Raw genomic sequence first — 20947 nt, 5'->3', positions numbered from 1 at the left:
GGAGGCGGCATGGTAGAAGAGATTCTGCAGTGGCTTAAGAATATTTCGATATTTTTGATTTTTATGACAACCGTGCTGAATCTGATCCCGGAGAAGGAGGACAAGAAGCCGGTTCAGTTTTTTCTTGGAATTGTGATGGTACTGATTTTTTTCCAGCCCGTATTAAAGGCGGGAGGACTGGAGCAGAAAATGGCGCAGACACTCGACCGTCTGACGCTGGAAGAGGAGGCAGCAGCAATGGAAAATGTACAGATTCGTGCAGAAAGTTTTGAAAAACAGTATTACGTGGGTGCCTGGGAAAAAGAGACAGAGCGCCAGATAAGGATGTATCTGTCGGAGAGCGGTATTCCGGGGGCAGCCGTTTCGGTGACGTTGGAGCCGGGGAACACCGGGGAGGCGAAGGAGATCCGCATCGAAGCGCCGATGCGGCAGACTAGCATTTACCGCGAAGAACAGAAAAAACAGCGGGAACTGCTCGATGAAAAGCTGACAGAGATCAAAAGTGTTTTAAGCGAGGTCTACGGAACCGATCCGGCGCATATTATGGTAGAGATTTCGGAATAGGCCTATGAGGGAAAAGGCAGCAGCGTTTTTCCGGAAACAGAAAAAGGAGCAGTGGATGCTGTACTTCCTGCTGGCGGCAATCGGTGTTGTCTTGCTGCTGCCGACGGGAACAAAAAAGACCGGTGAGGAGACAGAACAGCCGCAGGAGACGGCTGCGCGTCCGGCGGGAGATGCGGGATTATCGGTGCAGGAGGAGATGGAACAGCGCCTTTGTGACGCACTTTCCCAGATGGACGGTGTAGGCGCGGTGCATGTTGTGGTGACACTGGAATCCACGGGAAAAAAGATTGTGGAAAAAGATGTCCCGACGCGGAACACAACAGAAGAAAACCAGAAGGGAGAGGAGACGGGAAGCGTCACATCCTCCTCGCAGGATGAGGCAACCGTCTATGAAAAGACACAGAACGGAACCGAGACGCCGTATGTGGTTTCGGAGGAATACCCGGCTGTGCGCGGCGTGCTCGTCATCGCAGAAGGCGGGGGAAACCCGGTGACAGTACAGGAGATTCAGGAGGCCGTGATGGCATTATTTCAGGTGGGCGCAAATAAGATTAAAGTAGTCAAAATGAAGTAAAGGAGTCAAATGCGTGGAAAAATTAGAACAGGAAATGAATGCACCTGAGAAAATGGCAGAGACACCATCGCCGAAAAAGACGGCCGGGAAAAAGAAAAAATTCCGGAAAAACCAGGTCATCATCACCGCTCTTGCGATCATGATCGCCGTCGCCGGATACATCAACTATGCGGACAGCACCCTGTCCACAAAAGAAACGGCAGACGGAACCACTGCGGACACAAGCACCGTATTAAAAGACATCTCCAGTCTTGACACCGACATCACTGATGAAGTAGACGCCGGAGCCGCTGGCGATTCCTCGCGGACCATCACAGAAACGCCGGGAGAGGCCGTCCTTGCCGGGGCATCTACATACATGGCCCAGGCCAGAATCGACCGGGAACAGATCCGTTCCCAGAATAAAGACACCTTAAACGAAATCATCAACAACACCAACCTTTCCGAAACCGAGCGCCAGAGCGCCGTCCAGAGCATGGTGGAAATGACGGAACTCGTAGAAAAAGAGTCGGCAACTGAACTCCTCCTCGAAGCCAAAGGCTTTTCTGATGTCGTCGTGAACCTGACCGGCGAAACCGCCGACATCGTCGTCCCGATGAAAGAAGTAAGCGAGGAACAGCGTGCCCAGATCGAAGACATCGTAACCCGCAAAACCGGAATCGGCGTAGAAAACATCGTCATCACCCCCATGAGCTCCGCCGCCGACACAGCTGCAGAGGAGAGTGCTCAGTAAATTTTGGTATCCACGTAAAAAATCCGGAAACGCAAAATCATGCGTTCCCGGATTTTTTCACGTAATTCTATTTAATTTGCACCATGTGCCGTTCTTGCAACCGTCTGCAGTGCTTTCTTCACCGGCGGCAGCGAGATCAGAATCACCGTCAGCACACCTTCAGCCAGCAGATAGCTGTAGTTGTAAATAATCGGATACAGCGCCTTCAAAGACTGCGGGAAATTCTCCGGCATATAATCCATCCAGTACAGATACCCGCCTAACGTATGGAAAAATCCCCTCGCCAGCACAGCCACAATATACCCGATCAGCAGCCCGTTTTTCTTCTTTCCAAAGAATCCGGCCACACCCAGCGCCGCAAACGCAAACACATAATCACAGCACACCTGGAACAGAGAAAGCACATACGGTCCCTGGATAAACTGCAGCAGACCATAAGCAAAACCAACAAGAATACCCGTCTTCGCCCCATACCAGTTCGCGATCAGCACAATAAACAGCATCGAAAACAACGTAACCGATCCGCCGTACGGCAGCTCAAACACCTTCACATACGAAGTCACAAACGCCAGCGCAATACCCATTGCACAGAAAGCCAGCTTTCTGGCATCCATCGGCTTTCCTTTGCTCTTCTTAGAAGAGAGAACCGAAGCAATCACCACCAGCGCCACCATCAGCACCACACATCCAACATAACCGGCCGTCGTCAGCCCGCCGTCAGCAGTAACAAAAAAACTCATAAAAAAACCTCCTTCGCATTCCGCTTGGAGGGGCTCACATAAAAACACAGTCCCGAATCACATCCGAAACCACGTTCCAGCTTCCCTACGCAGGAATTATCCCGTTCAGGTAGTGAGGGTCCGTGAGTTAAATTCTTTTCTCACGTTCTCAGCCAAAAAGCTCCCCTAGCGTCTTAATATTTTAACGTAGTAAAGTATAACCACCTCCCCTACTTTTGTCAACCCATACGTTTCCTATTTTTACGTCTTAGAACGTCAGGGCGGGGGCGGCGTCTGCGCAAGGAGTCCTTTCGCAGCCGCCGCCCCCGCCCGTCCGTTTTTTCACGAAATACATGTTGACACAATCCCCCATAAGTGCTATATTACAATTAGTTCAATCATTAAACTAATTGCGTGAAAGGAGCACCAACACAATGCAGATTCTGAAAGTAACAGACGAAGCATTCCGTCAGTACGGCAAAGTCATCAAAGACCTCGACGCCAGCGACATCATCACCGCCATGTCCGAGACCCCATGTCCCGACGACGTAGTCTACGAGCCTTCCATTGAAAGCCTCGAAGCCTGCAAAAGCGCCCAGTCCGTATCCGACAGCCTCTACGGCGGCATGCCGATCCAGATCGGCTACTGCAACGGCCACAACCACCTGCTGAACGCCGTAGAATACCACCGCGACAGCGAAATCAACATCGCCGTAACCGACCTGATCCTGATCCTCGGAAAAGAACAGGACATCACCGAAGACCACACCTACGACTCATCCAAAATGGAGGCCTTCTTAATCCCGGCCGGAACCACCATTGAAGTCTACGCAACCACCCTCCACTACGCACCATGCAACGTGGCAGCCAGCGGCTTCAAATGCGTCGTAGTCCTTCCAAAAGGAACCAATACCGACATCACCCTGGAAGAAAAAAACACACCGGAAGACGACCTGCTCTTCGCCAGAAACAAATGGCTCTTAAGCCACCCGGATGCAAACATCGCCGGAAGCGTAGCAGGCATCAAAGGAGAAAACCTCTCGGTAAAATAAACCCGGAGACAAAACCAGAAATCAGAAACACTGCCTTTAAAAGAGCAGTTCTGAACATAAAAAGAAACCAAAAACCAAAAACCAAGAAAACCCAAAAAGGAGGATCTTCAAAAATGATCAACAATACACCGGAAATCAAATTAGGTATCGTTGCAGTAAGCCGTGACTGCTTCCCGAACAGCCTTTCCGAGAACAGAAGAAAAGCAGTCGTAAAAGCATACGACGGAGAAATCTACGAATGTCCAATCATCGTCGAGAATGAAATCGACATGATGAACGCACTCGAAGACCTGAAAAAAGCAGAGTGTGATGCACTTGTTGTATACCTTGGAAACTTCGGACCGGAGACCGAGGAAACCCTGCTTGTAAAATACTTCGACGGACCTTGCATGGTAGTAGCAGCAGCAGAAGAGACCGGCGACGACCTTGTAGGCGGACGCGGCGATGCATACTGCGGCGTTCTGAACGCAAGCTACAACCTGAAACTGCGCAACCTGCACGCATACATTCCGGAGTACCCGGTTGGCGATGCAGAAGACGTAGCAGCCATGATCAAAGATTTCGTACCGGTTGCAACTGCAGTTGTAGCTGTTAAGAACCTGAAAATCATCAGCTTCGGACCGCGTCCGACCAACTTCCTGGCATGTAACGCACCGATCAAACAGCTGTACAACCTCGGCGTAGAAATCGAAGAGAACTCCGAGCTTGACCTGTTTGAAGCATTCAACAAACACGCAGGCGACGAGAGAATCCCGGCAGTCGTAGAAGATATGGCAAAAGAGCTCGGCGAAGGAAACCTGAAACCGGAAATCCTGCCGAAACTGGCTCAGTACGAGATCACCCTGTTAGACTGGATCGAAGCACACAAAGGCTCCAGAAAATACGTAACCCTGACCGGAAAATGCTGGCCGGCATTCCAGACACAGTTCGGATTCGTTCCTTGCTATGTCAACAGCCGTCTGACCAAGATGGGCATCCCGGTATCCTGTGAGGTAGATATCTACGGAACACTGTCCGAGTTCATCGGAACCGTTGTATCCAAAGACACCGTAACACTCCTCGACATCAACAACACCGTTCCGAAGGATATGTATGAGAGCGAAATCAAAGGAAAATTTGATTACACCTTAAAAGATACCTTCATGGGATTCCATTGCGGAAATACCGCTTCCACCAAGCTTGCATTCTGCTCCATGAAATATCAGATGATCATGGCAAGAACCCTTCCGGAAGAAGTAACACAGGGTACCCTCGAGGGAGATATCGTTCCTGGAGACATCACCTTCTATCGTCTGCAGAGTACATCTGACGCAAAACTGCGCGGATACATCGCAGAGGGCGAGGTTCTTCCTGTAGCAACACGTTCCTTCGGAAGCATCGGTATCTTCGCTATTCCGGAGATGGGCAGATTCTACCGTCACGTACTGGTAGAGAAAAACTATCCGCATCACGGCGCAGTAGCATTCGGACACTTCGGAAAACCGTTATTCGAAGTATTCAAAATGCTCGGTGTTGAAGTAGATGAGATCGGCTACAACCAGCCGAAGGGTGTTCGTTACCCGACAGAGAATCCATGGGGCTGATCCGTTCCGGAAGATTCACTGAAAAATAAGAAAGATATGCAGTAACGCATAAGCAAAAGGGCGGAGCAGAGATCTAGGTCTGCTGCCGCCCTTTTTGAAAAAGAGTAGAAAAAGGAGATTCGACATGTATTTTATTGGTGTTGACCTTGGTACTTCCGCTGTCAAACTGCTTCTGATGGACGAGGAAGGCAAAATTGTAAATATTGTATCGAGAGAGTATCCGCTGTATTTCCCGCATCCAGGCTGGTCTGAGCAGAAACCGGAAGACTGGTGGGAGCAGAGCAAAGAGGGAATCCGCGAGCTGGTAAAAGACGTAGACAAATCCCAGGTAGCCGGCATCAGCTTCGGCGGCCAGATGCATGGCCTTGTCATCCTGGATGAGAACGATAACGTCATCCGCCCGGCGATCCTCTGGAACGACGGCCGTACCGCAAAACAGACCGATTATCTGAACACCGTAATCGGAAAAGAAAAACTCTCCGAGTACACCGCAAACATTGCATTTGCAGGCTTTACCGCACCGAAGATTCTCTGGGTGAAAGAAAATGAGCCGGATAACTTCGCAAAAATCTGCAAAATCATGCTTCCAAAAGATTACCTGGCATACCGTCTCTCCGGCGCATTCGTAAGCGACTACTCCGATGCATCGGGCATGCTTCTGATGGATGTCAAGAACAAATGCTGGTCCAAAGAGATGGCAGAAATCTGCGGTATTTCCCTGGAGATGCTGCCGGAGCTCCATGAGAGCTTTGACGCTGTCGGAACCTTAAAACCGGAAGTGGCAGCAGAACTTGGACTGCCGGAGACCTGTAAAGTTATAGCAGGAGCCGGAGACAACGCAGCAGCCGCAGTCGGAACCGGAACCGTAGGCGACGGCATGTGCAACGTTTCCCTTGGTACAAGCGGAACCGTATTCATTTCCAGCAACAAATTCGGCGTAGACAGCCACAATGCCCTGCACGCATTCGCACACGCAGACGGCCACTATCACCTGATGGGATGCATGCTGAGTGCAGCTTCCTGCAACAAATGGTGGATGGATGAAATCATCCGCACAAAAGAATATACAAAAGAGCAGGAGAACATCACAAAGCTTGGCGAGAATAATGTCTTCTTCCTGCCGTATCTGATGGGCGAGCGTTCCCCACACAACAACCCGGATGCAAGAGGAACCTTCATCGGCCTGACCATGGATACCACAAGAGAGGATATGACCCAGGCTGTTCTCGAGGGCGTTGCCTTTGCAATCCGCGATTCCTTTGAAGTAGCAAAATCCCTCGGCATCCAGATCGAGAGAACGAAAATCTGCGGAGGCGGTGCAAAGAGCCCTCTGTGGAGACGCATGATCGCAAACGTGCTGAACATCAAAGTGGACCGTATTGAGTCAGAGGAAGGCCCGGCACTTGGCGGAGCCATGCTGGCAGCCGTTGCCTGCGGTGTCTTTTCATCCGTAGAAGAGGCGGCAGAAAAAATTGTTCGTGTGACAGAGACCATCGAGCCGGAACCGGAACTGGTTGAGAAATATGAGCGCCAGTATCAGAAATTTGCAAAGATTTATCCGACCGTAAAAGATCTGTTTACAGAGCTGCTGTAATAAAAAGAGGTAAGAAATAAGATGAAGAAAGTGGAACATGGGAAAACATTTGACCGGAATGCAGCAAACCCGCCGGCGTTTGAAATCTTTCACAACACCGTGACAGAAGGCTATCCGGAGCACTGGCATACCGCAATTGAAATTATCATGCCGACCAGAGGCGAATATGAGGTTGTTGTCGGAAAAGACAGCTATAATCTCAAAGAGGGCGACATCATCATGATCAATTCCGGCGTTGTACACGGAATGAGATTCGTATCCCAGGGAGAACGGATTGTCATGCTGGTGGAACCGGGCTGTGTGGAGAATCAGGAAGAAATGGAAACGATTTTCCTGCGGCTTCCGGCCATCTACTTCAAAAAAGAGGATGAGGAAGATCCCTTTTATCTGTTTCTGCGCAGCCAGATTCTGGAACTGGTGCGGGAATACGATAATGAGGGCGCAGTGATGACGCACAGAATCTGCACCGGTCTCAAAGAGCTTTTTTCAGAGTTTGGCCGCAAGGGCTTTTCGGATGCCAACGCGCAGAATACGTTCGGGGCAATGAAGCAGCAGGAATATATCGAGGCTGTTTTAAGCGCCTGCCGTTATATCAATGTCCATTACATGGAGAATCTTTCTCTCGAGGAAGTAGCTGCGGTCAGCGGATTTTCCAAGTTCCACTTTACCAGAATTTTCAAGCAGTACATGAACATGACATTCTATGAGTACCTCAATTCTAAACGCGTCAAACGCGCAGAGGAGCTTCTGTACGACAAAAAGATGAGTATCACGGATGTGGCGATGAATTCCGGATTCTCTTCTTTAAGTGCCTTCAACCGTACCTTCAAGACGGTAAAGGCATGTTCGCCGAGCGATTACCGCAGACAGCGGGAGTCGATAGTACAGGCTTTGCTGATGCAGGGATAAAAGGACTTGTATTTCACACTTTACTGTGCTAAAATGGTAGTATTCCGAGTTATAAGAATGAGATGGGGACTTAATTTTCGTACAGGAGGGTTTGAAATGAACAAGAAACTTCATACAGAAGCAGTAGACCAGCTTTTTGAGGCAATTCTGTGTCTGAAGAATAAGGAAGAATGCTATACTTTTTTTGAGGATGTATGTACCATCAATGAACTGCTTTCGCTGTCGCAGCGGTTTGAAGTGGCGAAAATGCTGCGGGAGAAGAGAACGTATCTGGAAATCTCCGAAAAGACGGGAGCATCCACGGCGACGATCAGCCGCGTGAACCGTTCCTTAAGCTATGGAAACGACGGATATGAGATGGTGTTTGAACGGATGGAAAAGAAAGAAAATGTGTAATTAAAAAAAGACGGTGCGATTCCAACGCAGCCGTCTTTTTTTAATTACACGTTTGTTCTTAATTTTTCTTTTTCGGATCAGAAGGCGCCGCGAGGGACGCCAGTTCATCCACCATGTGCTCGATCATCTGTTTTTTCAGATAGACATCGAAACTCAGCAGACAGATAAACGAAAAGAGCTGGAGAAATTCCCGGTCTTCCTCCGGTGAGCTGCCGAACATGGACTTGGATACATCCGCTTTTTTCAGAAGATCTTCTTTTACGGATGCAATTTCTTCTTTTTCCATCTGGAAAATTTCGTCGTAGATATCTTTGATGGAAAAGCCGCTCTCCGTGCCGAAATACCGATCGGTGATCGGGGCGAGCAGTGTCTGGATATCCGTGATCGAGAGGATGTTTTTAAAGTAGTAAATAAAAACCAGAAGCATCATGTGCTCCGGCGAATATTTCTTTTTGACCGGCGGCGGGAGCAGCTTGTTTTTTGCATAGTTGTTGATCATTGTTTTTGTCAGAACCTTATCGGACTCGAAGCGGCGCGAAGAAGCGAGCTGTGCGTCCATAAAGGTCGTGACCTGGTCCATATATAAAGCAATATTCGGGATTTCCCCCGGGCGGATGCCTTCGAGAGAATCCAGTGAATTCAGTAAATCATGAAGAATTTTATCTGAGTCTATCGTCATTTGTTATCACCTCACTGTTCCCATTATATAGTTTTCAATACCAGATAGCAAGGACTTTGCGAAAAAAAGTTTTCATGATAAAAATGCAACGTATGTTCGTTCTTACTTGTAACCGGGGCGGATTTGTTATATACTGAGATGCATGTGAAAAGATTCGAAGCAGATGAAGGAGAAAGAACATGAATCAGACAGAAACAGGATTAAACCCGATGCAGATGGAAGCTGTGGAGCACACCGAAGGGCCGCTTCTGATCCTTGCAGGTGCCGGTTCGGGAAAGACGAGGGTACTGACGCACCGCATCGCCTCCCTGATCCGGGACAAAGGCGTCAATCCGTGGAATATTATGGCGATCACCTTTACGAACAAGGCCGCCGGAGAAATGCGTGAGCGTGTCGATAAAATCGTGGGATACGGATCGGAGCGGATCTGGGTCAGCACCTTCCATTCCAGCTGCGTGCGGATTCTGCGCCGCCATGCTGACCGTCTGGGATACGCCAACAATTTTGCAATTTACGATACCGATGACCAGAAATCGCTGATCAAGGACATCATGAAACGGCTCCAGATGGATCCGAAACTGTACCGCGACCGTGCGATCATGGCGGCAATTTCGTCCGCAAAGGATGAGATGATCGAGCCGGACCAGTACCGGATTGACGCGGGAATCGACTGGAAGCTGCAGAAGTATGCGGCAGTTTATGCGGAGTATCAGGCAGAGTTAAAGAAAAACAATGCGATGGACTTCGATGATCTGCTGGTACAGACCGTAAAATTATTCCAGCAGTTCCCGGAAGTGCTCGACTATTATCAGGAGCAGTTCCGCTATATCATGGTCGATGAGTATCAGGATACCAACACGGTTCAGTTCCGCTTTGTGAGCCTTCTGGCGGCAAAATACCGCAATCTCTGCGTTGTCGGCGATGATGACCAGTCGATCTATAAATTCCGCGGGGCGAATATTGAAAATATTCTGAGTTTTGAGCATGTATTCCCGGATGCGAAGGTCATTAAACTGGAGCAGAATTACCGTTCCACGCAGAATATTCTGAATGCGGCAAATGAAGTGATTGCGAATAACCAGGGACGAAAAGCAAAACGCCTGTGGACAGAGAACCCGGAGGGAGATCTCATCGATCTGCGGCAGTTCCAGAGCGGTTTTGAGGAGGCGGAGTACGTGGCAGGAGAAATCACGCGCGGCGTCCGCACGGAGGGAAAGAAGTACCGTGATTATGCAATTCTCTACCGTACCAACGCACAGTCCCGTCTTTTTGAGGAGAAACTGCTGCTTGCAAATGTTCCATATAAAATCGTGGGCGGTGTCAACTTCTATGCGAGACGCGAGATCAAGGATCTGCTGGCGTATCTGCGTGTGATCGAGAACCCGGAGGATGACCTTGCGGTACTGCGTATCATCAACGTTCCGCGGCGCGGTATCGGAGCGGCGACGATCAACAAAGTGCAGGACTGGGAGGCAGAGCAGGGCATCCGTTTCTACGATGCGCTTCTCGAGGCCGAGTATGTGCCGGGGCTGATGCGGTCTTTAAATAAGATTAAATCCTTCACTTCCTTTTTACAGGTACTCCGCGCGAAAGCAGATTATCTGTCGGTCAAAGAGCTGCTGAATGAAATCATCGAGGAGACCGGCTATGTAGCAGATCTGCAGGCGGAGGGAACCGAAGAAGCGGCAGCCCGCATCGAGAACATCGACGAGCTGATTTCAAAGATTGCGGATTATGAGGAGAGCGCCGAACAGCCATCTCTCGGTGGTTTTCTGCAGGAGATTGCGCTGGTGTCTGATATCGACTCGGTGGATGAGGAGAGCGATTACGTGCTGCTGATGACACTGCATTCCGCAAAAGGACTGGAGTTCCCGAATGTATTCCTTGCCGGCATGGAGGATGGTATTTTCCCGAGCTACATGACGATCACCGGAGATGATCCGTCGGAGCTGGAGGAGGAGCGCCGTCTCTGCTACGTGGGCATCACGCGTGCGATGCAGCATCTGACATTGACGTGTGCGCGCCAGAGAATGATCCGCGGCGAAGTGCAGTACAACAAGATGTCCCGTTTTGTCAAAGAGATTCCGCGGGAGCTGATTTCCCTGGAGCGGGAGCGCGGGGAGATCGAAGACCGGAAGCCGAAGATGGACATTCCGACGAGAGGCAGTGTCTATGCGGCGATGAAGCAGGCATTCCGCGAGAAGCCGCAACAGGCGAAAACCTTCAGCGCGCAGAAGGCGACGAAACTCGATTACGAAATCGGGGATACGGTGCGCCATATCAAGTTCGGTGTCGGCATTGTCACGGATATCGTGGACGGCGGAAGAGATTATGAAGTTACCGTCAACTTCGACCAGGCTGGTACGAAGAAAATGTTTGCTTCGTTTGCAAAACTGAAAAAGTTATAAGGAGAACGAGAGCGTGTCGGAAAACAAAATTCCGGCACGCTCTTTTTTCGAATGATGCGTCAGACGCTCAGGTGGTAATCAGGGTGGAATAGCCGTCGCGGCGCAGGCGGCGTTCCATCAGAATGGCATTTCCGAGCTGGCGGTAAGCGCCGACCTGGACCTTGAAAAAGCCGTCCTCGGCGAGAAGAAAAGCGGGATAGCCCTGGTCGAGAAGGTCGTAAAGCATACGGTCGGCATTCTGGCGGATGCGGAAAAGGCCGGTCTGGACACGGTAGAAGGTTTCCGGTGTGTCGGAAGGATTTTCCTGTTCCGGCGGCGTGGGACGGGGCGGAGCGGCAGGACGCGGAGGCTCCCGTCGGGCTGTCGGGTCCGGTATATCGTCCGGGCGGTCGGAGCGGTTTTCACGGGCGGCTTCCGTTTCCGCAGCGCGCCGGTCAGCCTCCGTGACCGTCTCGAGATCCAGCGTTCCAAGCACTGCATCCGCGATGGCGCGGGCGATTTCTTCCTGCTTTTCATCGTAGAGCGTATTGTCCTGCTCATTGTTCAGAAAGCCGGTTTCAATCAGAAGAGCCGGCATTTTCGTCCGCCGCAGAACAACAAGCCCTGGCCGTGCCTTGACTCCGAGATTCCGGAATCCCAGCTCCGAGAGCGCGCCGTTAATGTTTTCTGCCATTGTCTGTTTGATGCCGGAGTTGTCATAGACAAGCGTTTCCACGCCGGTATACTGGTTCGGTTCCTCCGAAGAATTCCGGTGAAAAGAAATAAAAAAGTCGGCATCCGCCTGATTGGCCATCTGCGCCTTTTCAAACGGCGTCTGATAAACATCGGTTGTGCGGGTATAAATGACAGAGACACCCTGCCGGGAAAGAAGCTCGCCGACCGCCATGGCGAGGGAAAGATTGTCATCCTTTTCCCTGCGTCCCTCATAGACAGCGCCCGGATCACTTCCCCCGTGTCCGGCATCGATTACGATAGTATAGGGCATAAGATCAAAGCTCCTGAAAATACGGTTCTACTTACGATATGAAGAAAGGACGAAAAAGGTTATACTTTTTTTAGTTTTATTTCATTGTATCGTATACGGCCGGTGTGTTAGAATAGGAGATAACATTAGGAAAGTGTGTCAAAAAATCTGCGGAGGATACAAAAGACACACAGATGAGAGTGAGGATTTCATGAGAATTACAATATTCAGTCTGGGGGGACTGCTTGGACAGTATGTGACCAACACGGCGCTTCTTCACGGCGCACAGGTGACCGCCTACGTGCCGGATGCAAAAGCGATCTGGCCGAGAAAAAATCTGACCGTGATTGAGGGAAGCCTTCAGAACCGGGAACGCGTGCTGGAGGCACTGCTGGAAGCGGATGCAGTCATCAGCGTGCTGGCTCCGATGCGTGTGAAATATGTAAAAGAAGAGGAGACACCGCTGGCTGACGGAAACGCGATGATTCTCTCGGCCATGAAGCAGCTTGGAAAAACGCGGTTTGTGACGGTAGGCCATGTCTGCATTCATGCGTTTGGAGACTGCGAGGACAAATACCAGAGAATGAGTACGAAATTCATGCAGATTTTCTGGCCAGGTGTCTATAAAGATATGCAGAAGATGGGACAGGTTCTGGCACGGAGCGATCTGAACTGGACACTGGTGCGGACGTGTCCGGGAAGAGACGGGAAAGTGAAAAAGGTAGGGCAGAACTGCAGTATTTCGCTGGACGGCAGCCAGTTCCGGCCTGGATACTCGAGAGAGGCTCTGGCGGAATTTCTGTACGAGGCGGCCGCCGATCAGCAGATGTACAGCAGAAAAATGCCCATTTTCTACAGAGAGGGGTAAGAATGGATTTTTCAATTTTATATGCACTGCAGCATCTTCACAATGCAGTGCTCGATCGGGTGATGGTGGGAATTACTTCACTTGGAAATGCGGGATGGATCTGGATTGCGCTGACCGCCGTTTTCTTAATCCTTCCGAAATACCGGAAATGCGGTGTAAGAATGGCGATCGCGCTGATTTTAGATTTGATTTTATGTAATCTGGTGTTAAAGCCGCTGGCAGCGCGCCCGCGTCCTTGCTGGATTGACGAGCAGGTAAAGCTGCTGGTTGCCGCTCCGAAGGACTATTCCTTCCCATCGGGCCATTCGGCAGCCTCGTTTGCGGCGGCAGTCTCTATTTTTGTGATGCACAAAAAAGAAGGAGCTGCCGCACTGATTCTGGCCTGCCTGATTGCATTTTCCAGACTGTATCTGTTTGTGCATTTCCCGACCGATGTCCTGGCGGGAATTGCGGTTGGTTTTATCTGTGCTTTTCTGGCTGCGAAGATCCAGAACGGTTTTCTTCTTCGTTCTCGAGGTCGATAAAACGGAACGAAAGCATCAGATACAGAATTTCATCCGGGCTGGAAAGATCGGATTCTAAAATTTCCTTGATCTTTTCCAGGCGGTAGAGCAGGGTACTGCGGTGGATAAAAAGCTCACGCGCCGTCTGGACGACATTGCAGTGGTTGTCCAGATAGCAGCGGAGCGTCCGCATATAGTCACTGCCGGCGCTGTCGTCGTGCTCCTGCAGAAAGAGAAGTCTCTCATGGCACAGCATGTAGCCTGGGAGCTTTTTTGTTGCCTGATCGAGGATGTAGTCAAACGAGATGTCGTTGAACGGATGCATCCGTTTGTCGGGATATTTTCGCGTACCGAACTGCAGAGCGATTTTTGACTGGATATACTGGCGGCGCAGATTCATGTGGCCGTTCATGCAGCGCGAAAAGCCGGCATTTAAGGAACTGTCCTCCACAAAGTGCACCATGCGTTCCATCAGATCGGTCATGGAAAAATCGGACAGCGTGAGGTTAAAGAACGCAACGATACCGCCGCCGTGCGGAAACGCGGAGCAGCCGGTCAGAATATTTTCCAGATAGGCGCAGACCGAGTTTGCCGTCAGGTTTTTCTGATCCATATCGGAGAGCTGCAGATAGAGGCAGCAGTAGGTGTGGCGGGAATACCAGCCGAGCGCATCGAGAGCCTGGCTGACCGCAATATAGTCGGCCATCCGGTCGTCGAGGGCACGGAGCAGCACGGTGTGAAGCGACTGCGCCGGCGAGGTTTTCTGCATCACATTGTGCAGGAAGGCGTGATGGATCATTTCTGCAAGAAATTCAAGAAGAAAGCCTTCGGAATCAGAAAGATCCTTTTTCGTGTCGAGGAGCAGCAGGCGGTAGGCGCTCTGACCATGCTGCGTGATGTTGACGCAGAGGGAACCAAGTCCCGTTACGTGATCCGGAAAGCGGAACCATCCATCGAGATCGCGGACGGACGCGTATTCGCTGCTTTCTGTCAAGGAGAGCAGAAGCGGGCGCGTTGCATCGAGGGAGCCAAACACCTTCTCGGGAAAAAAGGAAGGTTCTTCGGACGCTGCGGCGATGATGGAAAAATCCATGCCGACCACCATCAGCGGGTGAGCAAAAACAGGCAAGGAGAGATTTAAAAGATGCTGGATCGATTTTCCGTCGAGCCGTGCCTGCATCAGCTCCTTCTGCCAGGAATCGTACGTCCAGAAAAGCTCCTGCAGGAACGAAAAAACAGCGGATACGCTGCTCTTAACGGCGATCGAAACCGGAGCCGGAAGTTCCTCCGGCAGTTCTTCGGTACAGAGAAGAAATAGGGAGCTGCTTTCTTCCGGGATGGAGGAAAGAGAGCCGATCTGTTCTTCTGTGCAGAGAAAGACCCGGTGCGCAGTGGCTGCGGAGCCTGTCTGATAAAGAACAGGCAGCTCCAGTGTGCCGGAGAGCGGCAGGTTTTCCGGTGCAAGAACCGAAAAAGCGCTGCTTAGTTTATAAGCGAGAAATGCGGGGGAGAGCTTCATCGTATCATCCTCCCTGCGCGTGTCATATCGTAAAAATTCATAAAAACCTCCTCAGAAATGAGTGACGTTCTGCGGACGAAACCGCGGTACTTTTTATTTTAGCAGAACAAAAAGGTCTGTCAAGAAAGAAAAGACAGGGGTGCGGGAATTTTTACGGCGGCAACAAGTTAAGATTTTGTGAAGATAGTTGTGGTTTGCGGGGAAAACTGCTACAATATGGCTGATTTGGTTACTGTTCACTCAGCAGTGAAACACTTGCTGTTTCGCTGCGTAAGAACATGATTCAGGCGTGATTTGAAGTGGTTTTTACAGAAGAAAAAGGAAGGTATGACTTTGATGTATCATATTATAGTAAATAAAAAATCGCGGTCGGGGCGCGGCGAGAAGCTGTGGCCGGTGATGGAAGGCGAGCTTGAGCGGCGCAGGACGGAATTTCGTGTATATCCGACAAAGTATCACGGAAGCGCACGGGAGACGGCAGCACGGCTGACTGCGAAAGGGGTATGGAATCCCGATGATGTCCTTCTGGTGATCGGCGGAGACGGTACGGCGAATGAGGCAGTCGATGGAATCACCAGCCTGTCGGATGTAAAGTTCGGTTATATTCCAACGGGAAGCGGCAACGATTTTGCGCGCGGTGCCGGAATTCCCTCCGATCCGCTGCAGGCGCTGGAAGCTGTGATGAAAGGGGAGGAAAAGGAGATCAACATTGGAACGGCGCTTCTTGGCAGCCAAAAGCGGAGATTTCTCGTCAGCACCGGCATCGGTTTTGATGCAGGCATCTGCCACGAGGCGCTGGCATCAAAAATCAAGAATACGCTGAACCGGCTGCATCTGGGAAAACTTACGTATGTGATGATTGCACTGCGGCAGCTCTTTTATCTCGAACCGTTCACACTGGATGCAGCGCTGGAAAACGGAGAACACCGTTCGTTTGAAAATGTTCTTTTTGCAGTGGCAATGAATTTTCCGTACGAGGGCGGCGGCTTCCGCTTCTGCCCGGAGGCGGACGGGACAGATGATCTGCTCGACGTGATGGTGGTTTCCAATCTTGCCAAATGGAAAGTCAGCTATCTTCTGCCGATGGCACTGTTTGGACGCCACACGGGATTTCCTGAGGTACATATGGAGCGGTGCAGCAGCCTTTCCTTTCAGACAGACCGCGCGGAACCGGTCCACCTGGACGGAGAATCGGGCGGACACCGCACGGAGGAAAGGATCGGACTGGAAACGGAGCGTCTCCGCCTTTTGGGCGACTGGGTGAAAGAAGGGATGGAAAGATGATGTTCTGGATCATATTTTTTGCAGTGGTTGCCGTCCTGGCAGCAGGTTATTTCTTTTCCATTCTGCCGGCTACATCGAGACGGCAGGAATGTCTGAAATTTGCGGAATGGAATTATGCGCACCGCGGTCTGTGGAACGCGGCGGAGGGAGTTCCGGAGAATTCTCTTCCGGCTTTTGCCCGCGCGGCGGAGCGGGGATATGCCATCGAGCTGGATATTCAGATCACAAAGGATGGCCGGATTGTGGTGTTCCACGACGACACGATGAAGCGGATGTGTGGAAACGAGGGAAAAATCAGCGATTATACGTATGAGGAACTCCAGCAGTTCCATCTGGGCGACAGCACGGAAAAGATTCCGCTGCTTCGTGAGGTACTGCAGACGGTAGACGGCCGCGTGCCGCTTTTAATCGAAATCAAGATGCCGGGACTTTCCACGGCGGTCTGTGCGGGATTTCAGAAGGAGATGGAGGGGTACACCGGGCACACCGGCATGTTCTGCATGGAATCCTTCAACAGCCTGGCCCTCCGCTGGTGCCGCCGCCACATGCCGCAGACGCTGCGCGGCCAGCTTTCCGGCCGTTTTTCAAGGGATGATAAGGTGCATCTGATCTTGCGGATAATGGCGCGTCATCTGATGCTGAATTTTATCGGGAAACCAGATTTTATCGCCTACGACCACCGCTACGCCGACTGCCCGGGCTTCCTGATTGACCGTATGCTGTTTCGGACACCGGCATTTGCATGGACGGTAAAAGATGAGCATGTATATAATCGGACACGGAAAAAATTCGACGCGGCGATCTTTGAACATTTCCATCCCAAGGACGGCTTTCAGAAACCGAAACGGCATCACCGCAGCGGAAAAATGCAGGCGCAGAAGGTTATTGTAAAAAAAGAAAAGAACAGGTTAGAAAGCGATGAATTGTTTCTTAAAAAATAATAAAGCTTATTGACTTCGGTTTTCGGTGTGCTATAATTTCAGCAGGTTGAAGAGAAAAACCTCGTCAGAAAAGTGGAGGGAAACTATGAAGACAATAAAAAAATATAAGCATTTTCTTCCGGTAGTGGTTTATGGTATTTTCTATCTGGAATGTTTTCAATATCTGGAAACGCACATTACGAAAGGTTATCATCTGATTCATACTCCGTTTGATGATATGATTCCGTTCTGTGAGTTTTTTGTGATTCCTTATTTTATGTGGTTTGGATATATTGCATGGTCAGTCCTTTATTTCGGCCTCTGCAACAAGAACCGCAGAGAATATTATCAGCTGATTATCAACCTGGGAATCGGAATGACGGCGTTCCTCGTGATTTCCTATCTGTACCCGAACGGCCAGAACCTGCGCCCGACGGTATTCCCACGGGAGAACATTTTCACGGATCTGGTCAGAGGCCTTTACCTGACAGACACACCGACCAACATATTCCCAAGTATTCACGTATATAATTCCGTAGCCGTAGCTGTTGCCGTAGAACACAGCGAGCAGCTCAAAAACCGCCCGGTATTCCGAAACGTCTGCCTGGGTCTGACGGTGCTGATTGTGCTTTCGACCATGTTTTTAAAACAGCACTCCGTATCGGATGTGTGCTGTGCGCTTGTTATGAATGCGGGAACCTGTATGCTGCTGTACAGACCGGCGAAGGCTGGCAGTGCACTGCGGACACGGGAGAAGAAAGCGAAATATAGAATGTAAAAACGGACGGCCCGCGCACTTTCTGGTGCTGGGGATGCTGTTTCGGGGGATAAGAAATACTAAGAGCCTTGGAATTTGCTAAAAACGTTATAAAAAAGTCAAAACTCGCTGCGCTCAGACAGTTGACTTTTTTATAACAACGCAAATTTCAAGGCTCTAAGTATTTCTAAATCCCCCTGCAAATGCATCCCCCAGCACCAGAAAGTGCGCGGGCCTGACGGTTTATAGCAATCCCCGAAAATAATGCAAAAAATTCAGCACCGCAGAGCGTGAATTACTGCGTCACAGATTTTCGTCGTACCCCGGTACACCTTCAAATCTGTTCCTTGCAATTCGCGCTCTGCAGCACTGCCTTTTTTGCATTATTGTCGAGTCTTGCTATAGGACGGGAGAGAATGGGTGATGAGTGGGATGGTAGTGCAGGAAAAGTGGAATGCGTCCGTCTATTAAGAACTAAAACTTATAAAACATATAAGATATATTAATTTCATTTATAAAGATAAATATGCTATTCTGTAAGTAACGAAAGATTGTCCCGTTTTTTGGGGACTATGATTCAGACAAATGGAGGATAAAAATGAGTACAGTCAGACGCGTTTATGTGGAGAAAAAGCCGGAATTTGCGATTAAGGCGAAAGATCTGAAGCATGAAATCAAGCACTATCTGAACATCCAGACCGTAACCAACGTACGGGAGCTGATCCGGTACGATGTAGAAAATATCAGTGATGAGACATATGAGAAAGCATGTAAAGTAGTCTTTGCAGAGCCGCCGGTTGATATCTGCTATCAGGAAGATTTCCCGCGTGCAGAAGGTGCGAGAGTATTTTCCGTAGAATTCCTTCCGGGACAGTTTGATCAGAGAGCCGATTCTGCCGTACAGTGCGTGCAGTTCTTAAAAGAAGACGAGCAGCCGATCATCCGCTCCGCCGTTACGTATGTTATCGAAGGAGAGATGACTGATGAGCAGTTTGACGCAGTCAAAGCACACTGCATCAATCCGGTAGACTCCAGAGAGACAGGACTTGAAAAACCGGAAACCCTCGTGACAAAATTTGAAGAGCCGGCAGATGTCAAAATCTTCGACGGATTCATCGACATGCCGGAGGCAGAATTAAAAGCCCTGTATGATTCCCTCGGCCTTGCCATGACCTTCAAAGACTTCCTGCATATCCAGAACTACTTCCGCGGCGAGGAAAAACGCAATCCATCCATGACCGAGATCCGCGTACTCGATACCTACTGGTCCGATCACTGCCGCCATACCACCTTCTCCACCGAACTCACCAATGTGACCTTCGGCGAAGGCGACTACTACGAGCCGATGAAAAAAAGCTACGACCGCTACTTAAGCGACCGCGAGGTACTCTACAAAGGCCGTGACGACAAATTCATCTGCCTTATGGACCTTGCCCTTCTGGCAATGAAAAAACTGAAATCCGAAGGAAAACTCGCAGATCAGGAAGAGTCTGATGAAATCAACGCATGCTCCATCGTCGTACCGGTAGATGTAGACGGAAAAGACGAAGAGTGGCTGATCAACTTCAAAAACGAGACCCACAACCACCCGACCGAGATCGAGCCGTTCGGTGGTGCAGCAACCTGCCTTGGCGGTGCAATCCGTGATCCGCTTTCCGGCAGAACCTACGTATATCAGGCAATGCGTGTGACCGGAGCCGCAGATCCGACCCGTCCGCAGAGCGAGACACTCGAAGGAAAACTTCCGCAGAAAAAACTCGTAAGAGAAGCAGCACACGGCTACAGCTCCTACGGAAACCAGATCGGTCTTGCAACCGGCTATGTCAAAGAAGTTTACCATCCGGACTACGTGGCAAAACGTATGGAGATCGGAGCTGTCCTTGGAGCAGCACCGCGCCGTGCCGTTGTCCGTGAAAATTCCGATCCGGGCGATATCATTATCCTGCTCGGCGGCCGTACCGGAAGAGACGGCTGCGGCGGTGCAACCGGTTCCTCCAAAGTACATACGACAGAATCCATCGAGACCTGCGGTGCAGAGGTACAGAAAGGAAACGCACCGACTGAGCGTAAACTGCAGAGACTGTTCCGCCGCGAGGAAGTCAGCCTTCTGATTAAAAAATGCAACGACTTCGGTGCAGGCGGAGTTTCCGTTGCCATCGGCGAGCTGGCACCGGGCCTTAAGATCAATCTGGACAAAGTACCGAAAAAATATGCCGGCCTCGACGGAACCGAGATCGCTATCTCCGAGTCCCAGGAGCGTATGGCCGTTGTCATCGACCCGAAAGACCGTGAGCAGTTCCTGAAATATGCCGCAGAAGAGAACCTGGAGGCAACCGAAGTTGCAGTCGTAACCGAGGATCCGCGTCTGGTACTCTCCTGGAGAGGAAAAGAGATTGTTAATATCTCCCGTGCATTCCTTGACACCAACGGAGCACATCAGGAGAATGATGTCTTCGTAGAGATTCCAAAAGCAGAGGACACTCCGTTAAAGAGAAGCGGTGACATTGCCGATGTCAAAGAAAAATGGCTGTCCACTCTGTCCGATCTTAACGCATGCTCCCAGAAGGGACTTGTTGAGATGTTCGACTCCTCCATCGGAGCAGCCAGCGTGCTGATGCCGTACGGCGGAAAATATCAGCTGACTGAAACCCAGGCCATGGTTGCAAAAGTGCCGGTTCCGGATGGAAAAACCAACACCGTTACCATGATGAGCTACGGCTTTGATCCATACGTATCGAGCTGGAGCCCGTATCACGGAGCAGTCTATGCCGTAACCGAGTCCCTGTCCCGCATCGTGGCAGTCGGCGGCGATTACAGCAAAGTCCGCTTCACCTTCCAGGAATATTTCCGCAGAATGACCGAGGATCCGCACCGCTGGAGTCAGCCGTTCGCAGCACTTCTTGGTGCATACGACGCACAGA

General features: G+C 50.5%; 19 protein-coding genes and 1 riboswitch. Of the genes, 15 read left to right on the top strand and 4 right to left on the bottom strand.

Features of this window, described 5'->3' with window-relative positions:
- Positions 1 to 9 precede the first annotated feature (9 nt).
- The 3 genes from ACY2VT_RS05590 to ACY2VT_RS05580 are packed head-to-tail and all read left to right on the top strand — an operon-like array spanning position 10 to position 1871.
- Positions 10 to 564, top strand: coding sequence for a stage III sporulation protein AF (locus ACY2VT_RS05590; RefSeq protein WP_461879193.1), 555 nt, complete (start codon positions 10 to 12; stop codon positions 562 to 564).
- A gap of 4 nt (positions 565 to 568) precedes the next feature.
- The gene (locus ACY2VT_RS05585) at positions 569 to 1138 is read left to right on the top strand and encodes a stage III sporulation protein AG (protein WP_461879192.1); all 570 of its coding nucleotides are present in this window, start codon (positions 569 to 571) and stop codon (positions 1136 to 1138) included.
- A 13-nt stretch (positions 1139 to 1151) separates the two neighbouring features.
- The gene (locus ACY2VT_RS05580) at positions 1152 to 1871 is read left to right on the top strand and encodes a SpoIIIAH-like family protein (protein WP_461879191.1); all 720 of its coding nucleotides are present in this window, start codon (positions 1152 to 1154) and stop codon (positions 1869 to 1871) included.
- Positions 1872 to 1942: 71 nt separating this feature from the next.
- Here the strand turns inward: ACY2VT_RS05580 and ACY2VT_RS05575 are convergent, their stop codons facing one another.
- Positions 1943 to 2611, bottom strand: a complete 669-nt coding sequence (locus ACY2VT_RS05575) for an energy-coupled thiamine transporter ThiT (protein WP_461879190.1) — start codon at positions 2609 to 2611, stop codon at positions 1943 to 1945.
- A gap of 65 nt (positions 2612 to 2676) precedes the next feature.
- Positions 2677 to 2788: riboswitch (TPP riboswitch) on the bottom strand.
- A gap of 236 nt (positions 2789 to 3024) precedes the next feature.
- Here ACY2VT_RS05575 and ACY2VT_RS05570 point away from each other — a divergent pair.
- The 5 genes from ACY2VT_RS05570 to ACY2VT_RS05550 all read left to right on the top strand — a co-directional run bounded on the left by ACY2VT_RS05570 (position 3025) and on the right by ACY2VT_RS05550 (position 8124).
- Positions 3025 to 3642: a DUF4867 family protein gene (locus ACY2VT_RS05570; protein WP_461879189.1), complete on the top strand. Its 618-nt coding sequence runs from the start codon at positions 3025 to 3027 to the stop codon at positions 3640 to 3642.
- A 116-nt stretch (positions 3643 to 3758) separates the two neighbouring features.
- Positions 3759 to 5225: an L-fucose/L-arabinose isomerase family protein gene (locus ACY2VT_RS05565; protein ID WP_055221457.1), complete on the top strand. Its 1467-nt coding sequence runs from the start codon at positions 3759 to 3761 to the stop codon at positions 5223 to 5225.
- Positions 5226 to 5349: 124 nt separating this feature from the next.
- A complete protein-coding gene (gene xylB, locus ACY2VT_RS05560; RefSeq protein ID WP_461879188.1) occupies positions 5350 to 6819 on the top strand; it encodes a xylulokinase in 1470 nt (489 codons plus the stop codon).
- A 21-nt stretch (positions 6820 to 6840) separates the two neighbouring features.
- Positions 6841 to 7728 (top strand): helix-turn-helix domain-containing protein, encoded by an 888-nt coding sequence (locus tag ACY2VT_RS05555; RefSeq protein WP_461879187.1) that lies wholly within the window; start codon positions 6841 to 6843, stop codon positions 7726 to 7728.
- Positions 7729 to 7824: 96 nt separating this feature from the next.
- Entirely contained in the window at positions 7825 to 8124 is a 300-nt protein-coding gene (locus ACY2VT_RS05550) for a YerC/YecD family TrpR-related protein (protein ID WP_461874513.1), read from the top strand.
- Positions 8125 to 8182: 58 nt separating this feature from the next.
- On the opposite strand, the gene ACY2VT_RS05545 is transcribed toward ACY2VT_RS05550, so the two are convergent.
- Positions 8183 to 8803, bottom strand: coding sequence for a DUF1836 domain-containing protein (locus ACY2VT_RS05545; RefSeq protein ID WP_055228509.1), 621 nt, complete (start codon positions 8801 to 8803; stop codon positions 8183 to 8185).
- 179 nt (positions 8804 to 8982) lie between these two features.
- Between ACY2VT_RS05545 and pcrA the strand changes: the two genes are divergently transcribed.
- Positions 8983 to 11211: a DNA helicase PcrA gene (gene pcrA / locus ACY2VT_RS05540; protein ID WP_461879186.1), complete on the top strand. Its 2229-nt coding sequence runs from the start codon at positions 8983 to 8985 to the stop codon at positions 11209 to 11211.
- Between the two features lie 67 nt (positions 11212 to 11278).
- On the opposite strand, the gene ACY2VT_RS05535 is transcribed toward pcrA, so the two are convergent.
- Positions 11279 to 12196, bottom strand: a complete 918-nt coding sequence (locus ACY2VT_RS05535; protein WP_461877380.1) for an N-acetylmuramoyl-L-alanine amidase — start codon at positions 12194 to 12196, stop codon at positions 11279 to 11281.
- A 190-nt stretch (positions 12197 to 12386) separates the two neighbouring features.
- Here ACY2VT_RS05535 and ACY2VT_RS05530 point away from each other — a divergent pair, with 190 nt between their 5' ends.
- The gene (locus ACY2VT_RS05530; protein ID WP_461874516.1) at positions 12387 to 13043 is read left to right on the top strand and encodes an NAD(P)-dependent oxidoreductase; all 657 of its coding nucleotides are present in this window, start codon (positions 12387 to 12389) and stop codon (positions 13041 to 13043) included.
- A gap of 2 nt (positions 13044 to 13045) precedes the next feature.
- Entirely contained in the window at positions 13046 to 13567 is a 522-nt protein-coding gene (locus tag ACY2VT_RS05525; RefSeq protein ID WP_055268201.1) for a phosphatase PAP2 family protein, read from the top strand.
- Here the strand turns inward: ACY2VT_RS05525 and ACY2VT_RS05520 are convergent.
- A complete protein-coding gene (locus tag ACY2VT_RS05520) occupies positions 13503 to 15065 on the bottom strand; it encodes a PucR family transcriptional regulator (protein ID WP_461879185.1) in 1563 nt (520 codons plus the stop codon). The two genes, ACY2VT_RS05525 and ACY2VT_RS05520, sit on opposite strands and share 65 nt — an antisense overlap.
- Positions 15066 to 15401: 336 nt before the next feature.
- Between ACY2VT_RS05520 and ACY2VT_RS05515 the strand changes: the two genes are divergently transcribed.
- The 4 genes from ACY2VT_RS05515 to ACY2VT_RS05500 all read left to right on the top strand — a co-directional run.
- Entirely contained in the window at positions 15402 to 16349 is a 948-nt protein-coding gene (locus ACY2VT_RS05515) for a diacylglycerol/lipid kinase family protein (protein WP_461879184.1), read from the top strand.
- Positions 16346 to 17290 carry a glycerophosphodiester phosphodiesterase family protein gene (locus ACY2VT_RS05510; protein WP_461879183.1) on the top strand — a complete coding sequence of 315 codons (945 nt, stop codon included), beginning with the start codon at positions 16346 to 16348 and terminating at the stop codon, positions 17288 to 17290. The genes ACY2VT_RS05515 and ACY2VT_RS05510 overlap by 4 nt, the downstream gene beginning before the upstream one ends.
- A gap of 85 nt (positions 17291 to 17375) precedes the next feature.
- Positions 17376 to 18047, top strand: a complete 672-nt coding sequence (locus ACY2VT_RS05505) for a phosphatase PAP2 family protein (RefSeq protein ID WP_461874520.1) — start codon at positions 17376 to 17378, stop codon at positions 18045 to 18047.
- A 577-nt stretch (positions 18048 to 18624) separates the two neighbouring features.
- Positions 18625 to 20947 (top strand): phosphoribosylformylglycinamidine synthase (locus ACY2VT_RS05500; RefSeq protein WP_461879182.1); only part of this gene is annotated, 2323 nt, incomplete at its 3' end.

The sequence above is a fragment of the Fusicatenibacter sp. genome (assembly GCF_050872605.1).
Classification (GTDB): Bacteria; Bacillota; Clostridia; order Lachnospirales; family Lachnospiraceae; genus Fusicatenibacter.
The sequence above is the reverse complement of the archived record's forward strand: the minus strand, read 5'-3'. Positions and strand labels throughout refer to the sequence as shown.

Coding starts and splice junctions, on each gene's coding strand:
- ACY2VT_RS05520 (WP_461879185.1), bottom strand. CDS start 15,065: ATGAAGCTCTCCCCCGCATTTCTCGCTTATAAACTAAGCAGCGCTTTT.
- ACY2VT_RS05585 (WP_461879192.1), top strand. CDS start 569: ATGAGGGAAAAGGCAGCAGCGTTTTTCCGGAAACAGAAAAAGGAGCAG.
- ACY2VT_RS05545 (WP_055228509.1), bottom strand. CDS start 8,803: ATGACGATAGACTCAGATAAAATTCTTCATGATTTACTGAATTCACTG.
- ACY2VT_RS05535 (WP_461877380.1), bottom strand. CDS start 12,196: ATGCCCTATACTATCGTAATCGATGCCGGACACGGGGGAAGTGATCCG.
- ACY2VT_RS05525 (WP_055268201.1), top strand. CDS start 13,046: ATGGATTTTTCAATTTTATATGCACTGCAGCATCTTCACAATGCAGTG.
- ACY2VT_RS05530 (WP_461874516.1), top strand. CDS start 12,387: ATGAGAATTACAATATTCAGTCTGGGGGGACTGCTTGGACAGTATGTG.
- ACY2VT_RS05575 (WP_461879190.1), bottom strand. CDS start 2,611: ATGAGTTTTTTTGTTACTGCTGACGGCGGGCTGACGACGGCCGGTTAT.
- ACY2VT_RS05550 (WP_461874513.1), top strand. CDS start 7,825: ATGAACAAGAAACTTCATACAGAAGCAGTAGACCAGCTTTTTGAGGCA.
- ACY2VT_RS05555 (WP_461879187.1), top strand. CDS start 6,841: ATGAAGAAAGTGGAACATGGGAAAACATTTGACCGGAATGCAGCAAAC.
- xylB (WP_461879188.1), top strand. CDS start 5,350: ATGTATTTTATTGGTGTTGACCTTGGTACTTCCGCTGTCAAACTGCTT.
- ACY2VT_RS05570 (WP_461879189.1), top strand. CDS start 3,025: ATGCAGATTCTGAAAGTAACAGACGAAGCATTCCGTCAGTACGGCAAA.
- ACY2VT_RS05590 (WP_461879193.1), top strand. CDS start 10: ATGGTAGAAGAGATTCTGCAGTGGCTTAAGAATATTTCGATATTTTTG.
- ACY2VT_RS05515 (WP_461879184.1), top strand. CDS start 15,402: ATGTATCATATTATAGTAAATAAAAAATCGCGGTCGGGGCGCGGCGAG.
- pcrA (WP_461879186.1), top strand. CDS start 8,983: ATGAATCAGACAGAAACAGGATTAAACCCGATGCAGATGGAAGCTGTG.
- ACY2VT_RS05505 (WP_461874520.1), top strand. CDS start 17,376: ATGAAGACAATAAAAAAATATAAGCATTTTCTTCCGGTAGTGGTTTAT.
- ACY2VT_RS05510 (WP_461879183.1), top strand. CDS start 16,346: ATGATGTTCTGGATCATATTTTTTGCAGTGGTTGCCGTCCTGGCAGCA.